The 15125-nt window shown below is 44.4% G+C and carries 20 protein-coding genes; 4 read left to right on the forward strand and 16 right to left on the reverse strand.

The features are described 5' to 3' along the window. Positions 1–37: 37 nt before the first annotated feature. The 9 genes from A3GW_RS0104120 to A3GW_RS0104160 form a co-directional block, all read right to left on the reverse strand. Complete coding sequence (locus A3GW_RS0104120; RefSeq protein ID WP_018368051.1) at positions 38–325, reverse strand: hypothetical protein; 288 nt, start codon at positions 323–325, stop codon at positions 38–40. Next, positions 316–483 carry a hypothetical protein gene (locus A3GW_RS11810; RefSeq protein WP_018368052.1) on the reverse strand — a complete coding sequence of 56 codons (168 nt, stop codon included), beginning with the start codon at positions 481–483 and terminating at the stop codon, positions 316–318. Before A3GW_RS11810 ends, A3GW_RS0104120 begins: the two co-directional genes overlap by 10 nt. After that, complete coding sequence (locus tag A3GW_RS11815) at positions 480–650, reverse strand: hypothetical protein (protein WP_018368053.1); 171 nt, start codon at positions 648–650, stop codon at positions 480–482. The genes A3GW_RS11810 and A3GW_RS11815 overlap by 4 nt, the downstream gene beginning before the upstream one ends. A 2-nt stretch (positions 651–652) precedes the next feature. After that, on the reverse strand, positions 653–880 hold the full coding sequence (locus A3GW_RS0104135; protein WP_018368054.1) for a hypothetical protein: 228 nt from the start codon (positions 878–880) through the stop codon (positions 653–655). 2 nt (positions 881–882) lie between these two features. Continuing rightward, a complete protein-coding gene (locus A3GW_RS0104140) occupies positions 883–1131 on the reverse strand; it encodes a hypothetical protein (RefSeq protein WP_018368055.1) in 249 nt (82 codons plus the stop codon). Positions 1132–1309: 178 nt separating this feature from the next. Continuing rightward, positions 1310–1567 carry a hypothetical protein gene (locus A3GW_RS0104145; protein WP_018368056.1) on the reverse strand — a complete coding sequence of 86 codons (258 nt, stop codon included), beginning with the start codon at positions 1565–1567 and terminating at the stop codon, positions 1310–1312. An 18-nt stretch (positions 1568–1585) separates the two neighbouring features. After that, on the reverse strand, positions 1586–1993 hold the full coding sequence (locus tag A3GW_RS0104150; protein WP_018368057.1) for a hypothetical protein: 408 nt from the start codon (positions 1991–1993) through the stop codon (positions 1586–1588). After that, complete coding sequence (locus tag A3GW_RS0104155) at positions 1990–2187, reverse strand: hypothetical protein (RefSeq protein ID WP_018368058.1); 198 nt, start codon at positions 2185–2187, stop codon at positions 1990–1992. Before A3GW_RS0104155 ends, A3GW_RS0104150 begins: the two co-directional genes overlap by 4 nt. Positions 2188–2250: 63 nt before the next feature. Further along, the gene (locus A3GW_RS0104160) at positions 2251–2436 is read right to left on the reverse strand and encodes a helix-turn-helix domain-containing protein (RefSeq protein ID WP_018368059.1); all 186 of its coding nucleotides are present in this window, start codon (positions 2434–2436) and stop codon (positions 2251–2253) included. Between the two features lie 205 nt (positions 2437–2641). Here A3GW_RS0104160 and A3GW_RS10790 point away from each other — a divergent pair, with 205 nt between their 5' ends. The 3 genes from A3GW_RS10790 (at position 2642) to A3GW_RS0104180 (ending at position 5606) form a co-directional block, all read left to right on the forward strand. Then, entirely contained in the window at positions 2642–3097 is a 456-nt protein-coding gene (locus tag A3GW_RS10790) for a helix-turn-helix domain-containing protein (RefSeq protein ID WP_018368060.1), read from the forward strand. Between the two features lie 17 nt (positions 3098–3114). After that, a complete protein-coding gene (locus A3GW_RS11415) occupies positions 3115–3801 on the forward strand; it encodes a 3'-5' exonuclease (protein WP_018368061.1) in 687 nt (228 codons plus the stop codon). A 638-nt stretch (positions 3802–4439) separates the two neighbouring features. Further along, on the forward strand, positions 4440–5606 hold the full coding sequence (locus tag A3GW_RS0104180; RefSeq protein ID WP_018368063.1) for a tyrosine-type recombinase/integrase: 1167 nt from the start codon (positions 4440–4442) through the stop codon (positions 5604–5606). Between the two features lie 91 nt (positions 5607–5697). Here the strand turns inward: A3GW_RS0104180 and rpsD are convergent, their stop codons facing one another. The 7 genes from rpsD to A3GW_RS0104220 all read right to left on the reverse strand — a co-directional run bounded on the left by rpsD (position 5698) and on the right by A3GW_RS0104220 (position 14439). Further along, positions 5698–6309 (reverse strand): 30S ribosomal protein S4, encoded by a 612-nt coding sequence (rpsD, locus tag A3GW_RS0104185; protein WP_018368064.1) that lies wholly within the window; start codon positions 6307–6309, stop codon positions 5698–5700. A 745-nt stretch (positions 6310–7054) separates the two neighbouring features. Further along, positions 7055–8815, reverse strand: coding sequence for a dihydrolipoyl dehydrogenase (gene lpdA / locus A3GW_RS0104190; RefSeq protein WP_018368065.1), 1761 nt, complete (start codon positions 8813–8815; stop codon positions 7055–7057). A 202-nt stretch (positions 8816–9017) separates the two neighbouring features. Continuing rightward, complete coding sequence (locus tag A3GW_RS0104195; RefSeq protein ID WP_018368066.1) at positions 9018–10427, reverse strand: dihydrolipoamide acetyltransferase; 1410 nt, start codon at positions 10425–10427, stop codon at positions 9018–9020. 177 nt (positions 10428–10604) lie between these two features. Next, positions 10605–11600 (reverse strand): alpha-ketoacid dehydrogenase subunit beta, encoded by a 996-nt coding sequence (locus A3GW_RS0104200; RefSeq protein WP_018368067.1) that lies wholly within the window; start codon positions 11598–11600, stop codon positions 10605–10607. 589 nt (positions 11601–12189) lie between these two features. Beyond that, positions 12190–13158: a thiamine pyrophosphate-dependent dehydrogenase E1 component subunit alpha gene (locus tag A3GW_RS0104210; protein WP_018368069.1), complete on the reverse strand. Its 969-nt coding sequence runs from the start codon at positions 13156–13158 to the stop codon at positions 12190–12192. A 169-nt stretch (positions 13159–13327) separates the two neighbouring features. Further along, entirely contained in the window at positions 13328–13879 is a 552-nt protein-coding gene (locus A3GW_RS0104215; protein ID WP_026216589.1) for an NADPH-dependent FMN reductase, read from the reverse strand. 137 nt (positions 13880–14016) lie between these two features. Next, on the reverse strand, positions 14017–14439 hold the full coding sequence (locus A3GW_RS0104220) for a MarR family winged helix-turn-helix transcriptional regulator (RefSeq protein ID WP_018368071.1): 423 nt from the start codon (positions 14437–14439) through the stop codon (positions 14017–14019). 374 nt (positions 14440–14813) lie between these two features. Between A3GW_RS0104220 and A3GW_RS12020 the strand changes: the two genes are divergently transcribed. Continuing rightward, positions 14814–15080 (forward strand): hypothetical protein, encoded by a 267-nt coding sequence (locus A3GW_RS12020; protein ID WP_233275311.1) that lies wholly within the window; start codon positions 14814–14816, stop codon positions 15078–15080. Positions 15081–15125 lie beyond the last annotated feature (45 nt).

Consider the following 15125-nt stretch of genomic DNA (forward strand, 5'->3'; position numbering starts at 1 on the left):
TTGAGGCGAATGTTCAAATTAACTAACATCGACAACCTCAGCTTCTTTCATCTTCTACCCCCAAAAATTCTAATAACTCGCTAACCTTATAAAAAATAGTCCTCGTGTCCTCAAGCGGTGGATGGTAGGCTTTTAGCCCTAGCTTTTCCCACTCTCTGAAAGTCTGGGCTCGCTTGATACCCAGCTCTGCCATGGCATCTTGTCGGCTAATCAAGCCCGTTAACCGTGGTTTGGGTTTGGTCTGCAAGTCCAGAAAACGGCTGATCAACTCAAGAATACCTTTGAATAATTTCTTTTCCCCTTGAGGGCTTAGCTCTAGTTGCATGTCGTGCCCTCCTTATCAGTCATAACATCTTTGACCAACATAGCGAACCGCTCAGGGTAAAGTAAACCTCGGTCGTAAGAGATGACAAAGTTTCTGATTTTTTCTAGCTTTCGTAACTCGTTAGCCACCTGTTGGGCTAGCGTTTGCTGATTGCTCATGGTCTTACTCCTTGTCTATCTTCCAATTCCTGTAAGAGCTGGGCAAGCTCCGCCTTATCCTCTGGGGTCAACGTCAGCATCTTATGCCATAAGACCATCACTAGGGGCAACAAAACCGCCATAATCGCCCAAAACTGCGGTAAGGTTAAGATAATGGTATCGGTCATCTTTAATCCTCCAGCAACTGCTCAGCTACTGCTGTTAAACGTCGGTCAATGTCTTGCAAGAGATTAAAAAGGTTATCGACACTCTTGCCAAAAATCAACTGCCCTGCCTCTCTCGTCTCCTTGTGAGATAATAGAGATGAAACAGCATCGATAAAATCTGCCTGATGTCCGATGATGTGGTTGATTTCTAGGATTTCAGGCCCTAGTTCATTTTTAGTCTTTTCTGTCATGTTTAACTCTCCTTATAAGCTCGCTCGACTAATTTCCTGTGCTCATCTTGCAACTGTTGCAGTCTGTTCATAACTAGGTTTAAGATAGCCAACTTCTCGCCGTGATTGCAGAAAAAGCTAAAAACTGCCACTTGGTCGCTGGTGTCAACGGTCTTGTTCAACCATGACCAGACCGCTCCCAAAGCTTGATTGCACTCTTCAACATTTGTCAGTAAATCGTCATAGTTGCTTGCGATGTCTTCTTTTGTCAACTTGTTTTTCCTCGCTTCTCTTGTTTTTTCTTCTGATTCATGCTATACTAACAGTATGATGACTTACTAAAACCCTTGATAACGGCTTGCCTGCTTGTCATCGTGTTCTAGTTGTTTGTGTTAAAGGCTTCCTACTTTGGTCGGTTGGTTAAGCCTTTTTTGTATATTGTTTAAGCCTCTACTTTTTCATATTTTTAGGCCGTGCTTTATAGCTTAAATCCCGACTATCCAATAAATCAATGATCCAGCTAAAACCTTGTGCAAGCAGTTCTAGCATGGCCCCTAAATCTTCTGAACCCATCTCCTCATAGTTCATCGATAGGTGTTCAGCTAAATCTCTATCTTTCTTGACTAGTTCTTTAAAATCCTTGTAATACTTAGGGATTTCTATCCCTTTGCGGTTAGTGATAGTAGGGATGTCTTTTTCTTTAGTCATGAGTTCTCTCCTTTTTCTCTAGTCATTGAGTTCTACCAGCTCCTTGTAGATGTCATCTGGTATCTCATTTAAGGCAACTTGCTGTAGTTGGATCGCTTTTAGGCGGTTGGTATCGCTTGTGGTAGCCTTCTTGATGATAGCAGTTGTTGCTTCGACTTGCTCAAAAAACTTTTCCAGTTTCAGCCGTCTGCCTGCACTTAGCTCTACCACCTCTTGGCGGTTATTTTTCAAAAACTCAAAATCCACAATTTCGCCCTCTTCCAGACGGTAAGTGATAACCCCACGCATCCGCCACTGGTAAAGGCGTTTTTTGATGTCATCATCCGTCCAGCCTTTGAGACGGCTGGCAATCAGGTCAAAGCTGACAAGACCGTTATGGTCGTAAACTTCCCTTAGGAGGTCTTGGGTAAATGGTGTTCGGCTCATGGTGTTTCTCCTTGTTGTTTTTGGTAATAGTCTCTTATCCAAGCCCCCCGCTGGGCTATGGGTAAGGTTAGTAGGGTTGTGATGGTAGCGATGGGGATTTTACCAGTGACAAAATCACGGATCACCAGGGCTAGGTCGGGATATTTTTCAGTAATATGGTCTAAAAACCGTTCAAGGTCAAGGGGTTCTGTCATAGGCTTGGGTCTCCTTGTTTTTATATTTTGGTCGTTTGCGTTTTTTGTGACTCGCCTGCCGTGCTAGTCTTCCACTAGCCAACGTTCCACCCTGTCATAGATGTCACGCCGTACGTCATAATCGCCCTGCTCAATCAGCGATAGGGTCTTATAGGTCGTTCCCAGCTCTTGGGCTAGGTCTTTCATGGTCTGACGGTTCACGGCTCGCTTGATACGAATACGCTCTGCCATCTCGTGAGTGATTAGCATTGATGTCCTCCTTTGTCTTTTGATAAATAGCCAAGCGTGAAAGGTAGTAAGGTTTGAGTGCTTGGTTTATGTATCCTTTTTGGATAACACAAGATTGATTATATACCCATTTTTGTTACTTGTCAACAACTTTTTTATTTTTTTGTAACTTTTTTTGATACTTTTCTAAAATCGTGATATAATCAAGTGGAAAGGTAGTAAACTCATGGAAAATAAAATTAAAGACTTACGCAAAGAAAAAGGGCTAACACAGCAAGAGCTAGCCGATGAAATAGGTGTTTCAAAGCTGACCATACTCCGTTGGGAGCAAGGCCAACGTGATATAAAAACAGAAAAAGCCCAACAACTGGCGGATTATTTTGGGGTGAGTGTGGGGTATCTGTTGGGGTATAGTGAGGATAAAAAAGACGCTCCTATCGCTTTTAATTCTCCTGAAGAATTTGAAAGAGCAAGGGCCAAGCTAATTGAACAGTTAGAAGATAGCGATACAAAAGAGCTTGCTCTGGCATATAGTGGGAAAGAACTGACTGGGATTATAGAAAAGACCGTCTTGAGGTATGATAAAGAAAAAGAGTTTTTAGATAACTTTTTCCAGCTCAAAGAAAAAGATAAAACCATCATCCGCTATCTCGTTGAAAACCTTGTTGACAATAAAGAATAACCAGAAAGGCCTAGTTTATGTTCTCATTTGTTGCTTTAGATGTTGAAACGTCAAATTATAATCGATCTAGTCTTTGCTCTATTGGTTTAGTAAAGTTTATTGATGGACAGATAGTAGAGAGATTTTACACCCTTATTAATCCAGAAGAAGATTTTTCAAAGAAAAATATAAAAGTTCACGGGATCACCCCAGAAGATGTCAAAGACAGCCCCAACTTTCCGACTGTTCGCCAAGAAATTTATGACTTTATTGACGGTTTGCCTGTTGTTGCTCATAATGCTAGCTTTGATTTTTCAGTTATGAAAGCCGTTTATGAAAAATACGGCTTACGGTTTGACCCTATTGAATATTGCTGTACCTATCGCTTTGCTAAAGGGCTTTACCCAGAGTTTGAAAATCATAAACTAAATACTTTGGCTCAAAATTTTGACTTGACTTTATTACACCATAACGCCTTATCTGATGCGGAAGTCTGTGGTTATCTGTTGTTGAAGATGATTGATGACACAAAAAAAGATAACTTAAAACAATTTTCAAATAGTTTAGGTTATCCTGATTTAGGTTTGCTTGGTGCCTACGGGTTCTCAAAAAAAGGTAAGCCATCAGCTACCCAAGTCTCCTCTCAGTATGTTCAAACAGGAGAAAAGAAAAAGCCTGATTTCTTCTTCTTGATTGGTCAAATTATAAAAAAATGGTTCAAGTAAGATTCTTTGATACCAAAAGACCAGCCCATCGGCTGGCCTCCACCAGTCTAACGTCCAATATTGCCAGTATTTTCCAGCTAGTAAATGCCAATATTTGCACCTTTTAGGTCATAAAAGTATATAAAAGTGTTAAAAAAGTACAAAAAGTTGACTAAAAGAAAAAACGTAGTAGAATTATAGTAAAGCTACTTGTAATTCTGGTATGTCAGCGTGCTTTTGTAAGTTGCCTGTGTGGTAACCTGCTATCAGTTAAGGGCTTTTTTCTTTTATGATTTTGAGGTGCATCAGCTTAGTTGGTGCACTTTTTCGATATCTTGGGAGCCTAAAAAGCCCGTATAAGCCCCGTAGCACGATTTTAGAACTTGCCCTGTGATTTTTGCCGACCGACCCAAAACAAGCAAAAATAAGGGCGGTCTCGTTGGTCTGGTAAGGGTATAAACAAAAAACCAACCCTTAAAGAGTTGGTTTGATGCCGACCTTCACGTCGTCACTGTACATTTTTGGTTCTCACGCCAATAACCAAAAAAATATTTTGGGTAAACCCAATAAAATCATTATACCCGATTTTCAAAAAACAAACAACCTCTAAAACCTTTGATAACGGCTTGCCTGCTGATAGTTAGAAAAGAGGTTAGAACATGAAAATCACAACGTACACCAAAAAAGACGGCTCGACTGTCTACCGCACCAGCGTTTTTCTAGGCGTTGACCAGGTAACGGGCAAGAAAGTCAATACCACGGTATCTGCACGCACCAAAAGGGAGTTAGACCAAAAGGCAAGGCGTAAAATCCTAGACTTTGAGAAAGCAGGGTCAACGGTTCATAAGGCCGTAGCGGTCAAGACCTATCAGGAACTGGCCGAACTCTGGTGGGAAAGCTACCAGCATACCGTCAAATCAAACACGCAAGACGGCGTTAGAAAGCTACTCAATAACCATATTCTGCCAGCATTCGGGACTTACAGGCTCGACAAGCTGACCCCTCCACTGATCCAGGGCATTATCAACAAGATAGCCAAGGCGGCCAACGAGGGCCAGCCGGGGGCTTATCTCCACTATGACAAAATCCACGGCCTCAACAAGCGGATTTTACAGTATGGGGTCATCTTGCAAGCCCTGCCTTATAACCCAGCCCGTGAGGTTATCCTACCACGCAATACGGCCAAGGCTGACCGCCAAACCGTCAAGCACTGGGAAAATGACCAGCTAAAGGCCTTTTTAGATTATCTAGGCAACCTTGATCTAAATCGTTACCGTTACTTATACGAGGTCACCCTATACAAGTTTCTACTGGCCACGGGTTGCCGTATAAACGAGGCTCTGGCTCTTGACTGGTCTGATATTGACCTAGAAGCTAGGACAGTCAACGTGACCAAGACCCTAGACTATAAGCAAGAGGTCAATAGCCCCAAATCTAAAGCCAGCAATCGGATCATCGATATAGACCAAGCCACTTGTGCCATGCTACATCAGTACAAGCTCCGACAGGTTCAAGAGGCTTGGCAACTAGGGCGGACTGAAACCGTGGTCTTTTCAGATTTTATCCACGCCTACCCTAATAATCGCACCTTACAAACCAGATTAAGAACTCACTTCAAAAGGGCTGGCATGCCTAATATCGGCTTTCATGGTTTCCGCCATACCCACGCTAGCCTACTCCTTAACTCTGGCATACCTTACAAGGAACTCCAACATAGACTAGGGCATTCCACTCTATCTATGACCATGGATATTTATAGCCACCTCTCAAAAGAGAAAGCCAAGTCCGCTGTCTCATTCTTTGAAAAGGCTCTAAAATCCATCTAGTCCGTAAAAAGTCCGTAAAACAGATTTTTAGCCCCTTGAAAGCAAACGAAAAGCCCGCAACCACGGGCTTTTTATGTGCTTCACTATCAGATTAAAGCATTTTGTTGTAGAATTCAACGATAAGGGCTTCGTTAATTTCTGGGTGGATTTCATCACGCTCTGGCAAGCGAGTGAGTGAACCTTCTAATTTTTCAGCGTCGAATGACACGAAAGCTGGGCGTCCAAGAGTTGCTTCAACAGCTTCAAGGATTGCTGGTACTTTCAATGATTTTTCACGAACTGAAATCACTTGACCTACTTCAACACGGTAAGATGGGATATCTACGCGTTTACCGTCAACAAGAATATGACCGTGGTTAACAAACTGACGCGCTTGACGGCGAGTTGTTGCCAAACCAAGACGATAAACGACGTTGTCTAAACGACGCTCAAGCAAAAGCATAAAGTTGAAACCAAGCGTACCTTGTTTAATTTTAGTCGCTTGTACGAAAAGGTTACGGAATTGTTTTTCACCCATACCAAAAGTGAAACGCAATTTTTGCTTTTCAGCCAACTGCAAACCGTATTCTGACAATTTAGAACGGTTGTTTGGTCCGTGTTGTCCTGGGACGTAGTTACGGCGAGCAAGCTCTTTACCTGTACCTGTAAGTGAAAGACCCAAACGACGAGCTTGTTTCCAAGATGGTCCTGTATAACGTGACATAGCAATGTCCTCCATAAAATAAATTTCTATGGAAATAACGATATAGACAAACCTAATTCGTGCAGCTTGCCTTCGCCCAAACAGCAAAGGTTACTGGTATTTCAGACAAGCTGTTGACGAGCTTTATTTTGTCCTGCTGTTATTTCACACAAAGGATATTATATCACAAAAATATAGCCTTGACAAGCACTTTCACTGTTTTTTATCATTCGCCATCCTCTACAAAATATCTACTTACAAGCACCTACCAGAAACCGAGCACAGACAAATGCGAGCATCCAGCTCAAAACATATGATACCCACAGTGACCTTAAACCTGATATTGTCTATTTCTCTGAACTCTTGTCCGAAAGGCACCCTGCCAAGCTGGCTATCGCCTAAAATTCAGAGAAAGAAAAGACCAACGATTGAAAAAACTGGCTAAACGGACAGATGAAGAGCCGATCAGACCGGACTCCTACCAAGGGCTTGCGACTTTCTGGAAATGCCTGAGAAAATGGGCTAGGAAGAAGTTGAAAGGGAGCTGGTGCAGATGGATGACCTCACTAAAGCGTAGTTTGATGATTCCTCTTCATATACCATTACAATGCTTCTGAGCACATCGTTGGATTCTTACTTTTTACAACGCACAAAACCCTCGTTTGACAACAACGAGGGTTTCGTTCTAGTTTGAGATTGAGCAAGCTGCCCATAAGTAGAGCTTTCTCAGCTTGTCCCTTGCTTTGGCAAGATAACAGAGTTAAGCTTACTTACGTTTTGGTGGGTTGTGGATCGCTACACCAAGTACATCAAGGAAGGCTTCGTACATCACTTCAGAGAAGGTTGGGTGACCGTGGATAGATGCTGCCACATCGTCGATGGTCAATTCGGCTTCCATGATGGTCGCTGCTTCGTTGATCATATCCGCAGCGATCGGACCGATGATGTGAACACCAAGGATTTCATGGTATTTCTTCTCAGCGATAACCTTCACAAAGCCGTGAGCTTCGCTAGAGGCGATGGCACGACCATTACCAGTAAAGCTGTTGCGACCGATGATGATGTTGTCTTTACCATATTTCTCGATGGCTTGCTCTTCGGTCAAACCAACCATGGCGATTTCTGGGTGTGTGTAAACAGCTGCTGGTGTGAAGTCCAGTTTTGCTTTGTGGTGGTTGCCTTGCATGGCGTTTTCAGCAGCCACTTCACCCATGCGGTAAGCCGCGTGAGCGAGCATCTTGGTACCGTTAACGTCACCAGGAGCGTAGATACCTGGGATAGAGGTTTCTTGGTAGGCATTAACCTTAATACGACCGCGGTCCATTTCAAGATTGAGGTTTTCAAGTCCAGCCATCTGTGGCACACGTCCGATAGAGAGAAGGGCTTTTTCAGCGACGACTTCTTCACCGTTGTTGAGTTTGATGGTCAACTGGTTGTTGGCTTCAACAATTTCAGAAACACCGACAGATGTCAAGAACTTCATGCCTTTCTTAGAAAGGACTTTTTGCAGCTCAAGAGAGATTTCACGGTCCATACCTGGGATGATACGGTCTGCCATCTCGATAACGGTCACTTCGACACCGTACGATGCCCATACCAGACCAAGCTCAACACCGACAACGCCACCGCCCATAACAGCGAGTGATTTCGGCATTTCACGCAGGTCAAGGATGTCATCAGAGGTCAACACCAACTTAGAATCAATCCCTGGAATGTTGATGCGAGACACTTTTGAACCTGTCGCCAAGATGATAGAGCGACCTTTGATGGTTTCTGAACCGATGGTTACGGTCTTATCAGGGTTGACTTGACCAAGACCATTGAAGATGGTGACCTTGTTGGCTTTCAAGAGACCTTGAACACCACCAGTGAGGGTTTTAACAACTGTGTTCTTGAAGTCAACGGTTTTATCCATGTCAATGGTGTAGTTGGTTGACGCCAAATTGATGCCACGACCAGCTGCGATTTTCAAACCGTCAAGAATTTCAGCATTTTTGAGGTAAGTCTTAGTTGGGATACAGCCGACGTTCAAGCAGGTACCACCAAATTCAGACTTCTCAACGATGGCGATTTTACCACCGAGTTGGGCACCACGGATAGCTGCGTAGTAACCAGCAGGACCACCACCGACTACGATGATGTCGTACTCATCAGCTGCCAATTCTGCTTTTGGCGCTTGTGCCGCTTGAGCTGGAGCTGCTGGCACTTCCAGACCTGCTGCCTTGAGGTCAGCTTCTGCTTTAGCCACATCAGCTGCAGCTGGAGCGGCACCTTCTGCAACCACTTCACCTTCAGCGCCGATATAGGCAATCACTTCTGTAACAGGGACCACTTCACCGTTGCCGCGAACGATTTTCAAAAGAACACCTGAATCTTCAGCCTCTAGTTCCATATTGGTCTTGTCAGACATGATTTCAAGAAGGACATCGCCTTCGTTGACGACATCACCGACTTGTTTTTTCCACTCGATGATTTCGCCTTCTTGCATGTCCACACCGAGTTTTGGCATAATGACTTCTACTGCCATGATTTTCTCCTTAATTAATTTTTTTACAAGAGGCGACAAAGTCGCCCCAAACCAGTTGCTTTCCGCCGTAGTGAAAGTCACCAAATATAAGTATTTGGTGACGAGGGGTTGACGAGACCGAGGCTCGTCAAAAAGGAATGGAACACCGCAGGTGATCGCTTCCGCCCCGCACTACTAAAGGAAAGCAAGAAAAAGAATACAATTAAATCAACAACTCTAATGGGTTCTCAAGTAAGTTCTTGAGGTCCACCATGAACTTGGCACCGTTCATACCATCTACGATACGGTGGTCGATGGTCAAGCACAGTCCCATGATTGGGCGGATTTTCACTTCACCATCCACGACAACTGGGGTTTGTACTGTTGCTGCCACACCCAAAATCGCTGAGTTTGGCTGGTTGATGATTGGGTTGAAGGATTTCGTTCCAAACATCCCCAAGTTGGTGATGGAGAAGGTTGAACCTGACATTTCGTTAGACTTGAGCTTGCCAGATTGGGCTTTCTTGATGACGTCCTTAGACGCTACCACAAAGTCAGACAAACTCATCTTGTCTGCACCGTGAACAACTGGTACGACTAGACCAGCGTCCAGACCAACGGCGATACCGAGGTTGACAAAGCGGTGGAGTTCAATCTCTTCAGCATTGTTGATGAGAGAAGCATTGAGGTACTCATGTTCTGGTTTCATGAGGGTACGTACGACTGCCAGACCAATCAAGTCGGTAAAGGTCACTTTGAGACCTGTCTTGTTCATGATTGGCTCAAGGACTTGCTTACGAAGTGCCATGAGGTTGGTCATGTCAATGTCGTAGTTAAGCGTAAAGGTTGGTGCTGTCAGGTAAGAGTTGACCATACCTTTTGAAATCGCCTTACGCATGGCAGACATCTTGATGACTTCAACGCCTTCCGGCAATTCCTTGGCTGGTTTTTCTTCCTTAGCAGGCGCTGCTGCGGCTGGTGCTTGCGCTTGTGCTGGAGCAATAGCTGCCAGAACGTCCTCTTTGGTGATCTTGCCACCAACACCTGTTCCTGTCAAGCTAGCCAAATCAACACCTTCGCCTGCAGCGATACGGCGTGCCAATGGTGTCGCTTTAGGAGCTGCACCTTTGAAGGCCTCAACGTCGTCCTTGTGGACACGACCGTTGGCACCTGTTCCTGGAACAAGGTCAAGGTCAATACCCAAATCACGAGCCGCCTTACGAGCCGCTGGTGTCGCACGGACTTTTTCACCCGCTGGGCGTTTAAATGCAGGTGCTGGTTGTTCAGCTTTAGCAGGTACAGCAGCTTCTGGCTCTTCTGTTGCCACAACTGGTGCACCACTGATAGACGGTGACGCTTCTGCAACAACCTCACCAGACGTCTCAACCGTTTCGCCTGCTTCACCGAGGTAACCGATGATTTCAGTGACTGGCACAACCTCACCGTCACCACGAACGATTTTAATCAGGACACCAGAATCTTCTGCTTCCAGCTCCATATTTGTCTTGTCTGACATGATTTCGAGGAGAACGTCGCCCTCTTTGACAACGTCGCCCTCTTTCTTTTTCCACTCGATGATTTCGCCTTCTTGCATGTCCACACCGAGTTTAGGCATAATAATTTCGATTGCCATGGGGGTTCCTTTCTTTGTGTTCTTTTTTTTGGTTAATGGCAGAGCTAGTCAGTTACTACTGACTAGCAGCCAGACACCTTCAGATAAGCTCAGTCTCGTCAAGCAGTCATAGACACCACTGATAGTCGTAAAAGATCACTTAACGAAGAACAAGCAAAACTAAAAGAGTCTGAGCGATTAGCCCTTGTTAACAGACTTGTAGATAGCAGCCTTAATCTTCTCAACAGTTGGAAGCATGGCTTGCTCAAGAACACGAGCATAAGGAACTGGCACATCTTCTGACGCCAAACGGATGATTGGCGCATCAAGGTAGTCAAAGGCGTCGCTTTCAACAACCATAGAAGCAATTTCACCGATGAATCCACCTGTTTTATAGGCATCGTTAACGAGAATCAAGCGACCTGTTTTCTTAACAGAGTTAAAGATCATTTCTTTGTCCAATGGAATCAGGGTACGTGGGTCAACCACTTCTACGCTGATGCCTTCTGCTGCCACTTCGTCAGCAGCTTGGATAACGCGCTCAAGCATACGACCGTAAGACACGATAGTCACGTCAGTACCTTCACGTTTGATATCACCTTTACCAAGTGGAATGTAGAAATCTGGATCTTGGTTAACTTCTTCTTTTTTACCGTAAAGGGCTTTTGGCTCCATGAAGATAACGATGTTGTTATCGCGGATAGATGATTTCAAAAGACCTTTAGCTTCGTTAGCCGTACCAGGGGCAACCACTTTGATTCCTGGAATATGTGTCAACCACGCTTCAAGTGACTGGGAGTGCTGCGCTGCAGAACCGATACCTGATCCTGATGCGACACGGTAAGTGACAGGGGTAATGAGGCCACCACCGAACATGTAGTTGTTTTTTGCACCGTTGTTCACAATCGCATCAAGGGCAATGGTGATGAAGTCCATGAAGGTCAAGTCAATGATTGGACGTAGACCAGTGATTGCTGCACCAACCGCTGCACCAGCGATTGCCGCTTCTGAGATAGGCGTGTCGCGAACGCGTTTTTCGCCAAATTCAGCTAACATGCCGACAGAGGTACCGAAGTCACCACCGTAGACACCAACGTCTTCACCCATCAGGAAGACATTTTCGTCTTTACGCATTTCTTCGCTCATGGCAAGGTTAATCGCCTCACGCAGAGCCATCAATTTTGTTTCAGCCATTTTGTGTGTTTCTCCTGTGTTGTTTATGAAAAGATTTTTTCCAATGATTGTTTTCTTTTTGATAGATTCTTAGGTGGCAGGGGCGGAAGCGACTGCCTACGGCATTCCATTCCTAAGTTTTGAGCCTAAGGTCTCAAAACTTTCCTTGTGGCATCAGCTTAAAATCTAATGCCACCTTTGCCACAGCGAATCTATCGTTTAATTGCTCGCTTCGCTCGCTGATTTGTCCAGCAAGCATCGGCTCTTTTTAGCCTACGACACGGGGTTATCGCTGTCGATAACACAGCGATAAGGTAGTTAGTAAGGTCAGTAGGCAGACCGCCATAGCGGCTGCCGAAACATTCAGATTTCAGTCTGAATATCCTACAACCACGCAGTAGACAGCTGGCTCTGCCTTTGCTAAACGCTCGGCAATCCCCTAGCTGTCCTTGCGGGGGTCTCGCAACGGAGTGACAAAGTCACTCCTGCTCGGCCGCCTACCAACTGAACACGGGCTAAAATCCTAGTGAAAAAGATAAACTTCCTTGTGTCTTAAAGACACGGCGTCAGTTTCCTATTTTCATACGGATTTTTTAACGCCCTTTGTATCTTAGTCTACCCAAACATCCTCAAAGGCTACTGAGAGTTCTGGGTCTGGACTGTTTACGGCAAATTCGTAAGCATCGTCGACTTCTTTGACCACTTGAGCATCGATGGCATCAAGCTCCTCGTGCGTTGCAATACCTTCTTTGGTCAAGTAGTCGCGGTACTTGATCATTGGGTCTTTTTTCTTCCACTCTTCAACTTCTTCTTTGGTACGGTAAACACCGGCATCCGCTGTTGAGTGCCCGAACCAACGGTAAGAAATCACTTCAACGATAGCTGGTCCGTTTCCACCACGCACATGCTCAACGGCTTTGCCCATTGTTTCGTAAACTGCCAACACATCGTTTCCGTCTTCTACGTAGAAGCCTGGGATCCCGTAAGCTTCCGCACGTGTGTAAAGGTGAGGCGTGTTTGTCGCTTTTTTGATATCCATAGAGATACCATAGCCGTTGTTGATGATGAAGAAAATCACAGGGAGTTTCCATGTTGCTGCCATGTTCACAGACTCGTGGAATGACCCTTCGTTGGTCGCACCGTCACCTGAGAAAGCAACAGCGATGTTGTTGGTGCCTTTATACTGTTGGGTAAGAGCTGCACCGACAGCCATGGCATAACCACCACCAACAATACCGTTAGTGCCGTAGTTGCCACGTTTGAAGTCTGCCAAGTGCATAGAGCCACCACGGCCTTTAGATACACCTGTCACTTTACCAGCAAGCTCAGCCATCATGGCATTCAAGTCCATATCTTGCGCGATAGACTGACCGTGACCACGGTGGTTTGAGAAGAAGCAATCATCATAAGTCAAATGTTGTACTGCACCAACGTTGGCAGCTTCTTCACCAACTGAGAAGTGGGTCATCCCTTGAACAAAGCCACGACGAACCAGTTTGTTAATCCGCATATCGAATTCACGAATGCGCTGCATTTTTAGATACATTTCCAAATGTGTCTCTTTTGAGAGTGTTACCATTTCGGCCTCCAAATTTTTTAGATTACCTTATTATTTTATCGGAAAAATTCACAAAGTGCAAGAATTTCAACCGCTTTCGCAACTGTTATAGGTCAGTTTTAGTTTTTAATAAGCTGTTTTTTTCACAAAGTAAAAATCCTGCTCAATAAAGAACAAGATTTTCGTATACCTAGTTAATGGCAGCTAAAACAGTATCTGCTTGAGCAGAAAGTTTCGCAATCGTTTCTTCAGAAACGGTCAACTCACCTGTTGCCCAAGCTTCTGGGTTAACCAAAGCGCCAGTGAACTCACCAACAGGTTGGGTACGGATGAAGGTCAAGAGTTGTTGGAACTCTGGGAAGAGGTGGTCGTGACCTGCGTTAGCCACTGATGACACAGTTGTTACTTTTGAATCAATCGCTGATGGACCACGAGTTTCTGACAAATCAAGAGCACGGCTGAGCCAGTCAGTCAAGTTTTTCAAGACACCTGGGATAGAGAAGTTGTAGATTGGTGAGAAGAACCATACCGCATCAGCAGCAAGCACCGCATCACGCACAGCTTGTACCGCAGGAAGCGTTGGGACTTCCAATTCTTGGTTAAAGAGTGGCACTTGGCTGTAGTCCAAGTAAGTCACTGTTGCACCTTTCTCAGCTAAAACCTTCTCAGCAGCTTGAGCCAACTGGTGGTTAAATGAACCTTGACGCAATGACCCTACGATAAACAAAATATTTTTTGACATAACTGTTTCCTCCTTCTTTGAAAACAACGATTTGATTGAAGTAATGATAGACATGCTATCTCCTTAAAATAGATTTATAGCAAATATTACTATGTAGTGATTATACAACAGCTAAAAAAATTTGTAAAGTCTTTTGCTTACAAATTTTTGAATTTTTTAAGCAGGGTAATCAACTGCTCCTGTTCATCATCAGTCAGAACAGACATGGCCTCTTCGACCTTGGTTAAATGCTCTGGCAGGACTCGCTCGATTAACGCACGACCCGCTTCAGTCAAACCAACGAGCTTAGCACGTTTATCCTCAGGACAAGTTTTTGTCCACACCCAGCCATTTTTTTCCATATTTTTAATGACCACGGTCATGTTACCAGAAGTTGCTAGCAAGCCTGATAAAATCTGCCCAACCTTTTGCTCACCCTTGCTATAGAGATAGTCCAGAACCCCAAACTGGGTATGGGTGATGCCATACTCGCGTAGGTTCGGCACAACATAATTATCGATCGTCAACTGTGCCTTTCGAAAGACAATATTAGCTTTCTGGGCTAGTCTTTTCTCATTCATGATTTTTCCTCCATACGATATCCGCTATTTATCCTACTATATGACCGATAATAAAGTCAAGATAGGAGACTAAAAAAAGAATGGAGCACAAACGATCATCTGGCATCACGCAACGCTGTTCATCACTCTACACATCGCTTAAACAAGCTAAAATTAGCTGTTTGAGGCGACAAGTTGAGCAAGAAAACGTTCCCTTATAATATTGTACGGGCTGTTCAACCAATAACATGTATGGTCGAGCTATCGTTCACTCGGTGTTCGTCCTGCTAAGGTTTAACAGCCTTAACGCACTCAACAGTGAGGCATTGCCTAATCGGATCTCAAAAACTACCTCTGAACTGGCAGTAAAGCTCAAGAATCGCTTCCCTATTTTAATGACAATCATAACCACCCGTCAAACGGGTGGTTTGAACAGGGGCTATAAGCCCATATCACCAGCCAGCGCCTATGCTGCTTTCTTTCACTTTGTTCAAGCCTCACTGCTTTTGACTCGTCACTCGCCTCTTAAAGAGGTGTTAGTATTACTTGCCATTATCCCTAAAGGGATCTTCGTATTCTTTCACACTCAATTTATCAAGTGCGATGTCATGTTAATTCGCCTTCTTATTTCTAAGCTCATGAAGAAATCATCCACTGGATAATTTCTTTGCTCCTGTATATATTTTTTAATCGTGGCTTCGTTAAGT

The organism is Streptococcus entericus DSM 14446 (assembly GCF_000380025.1).
GTDB lineage: Bacteria > Bacillota > Bacilli > Lactobacillales > Streptococcaceae > Streptococcus > Streptococcus entericus.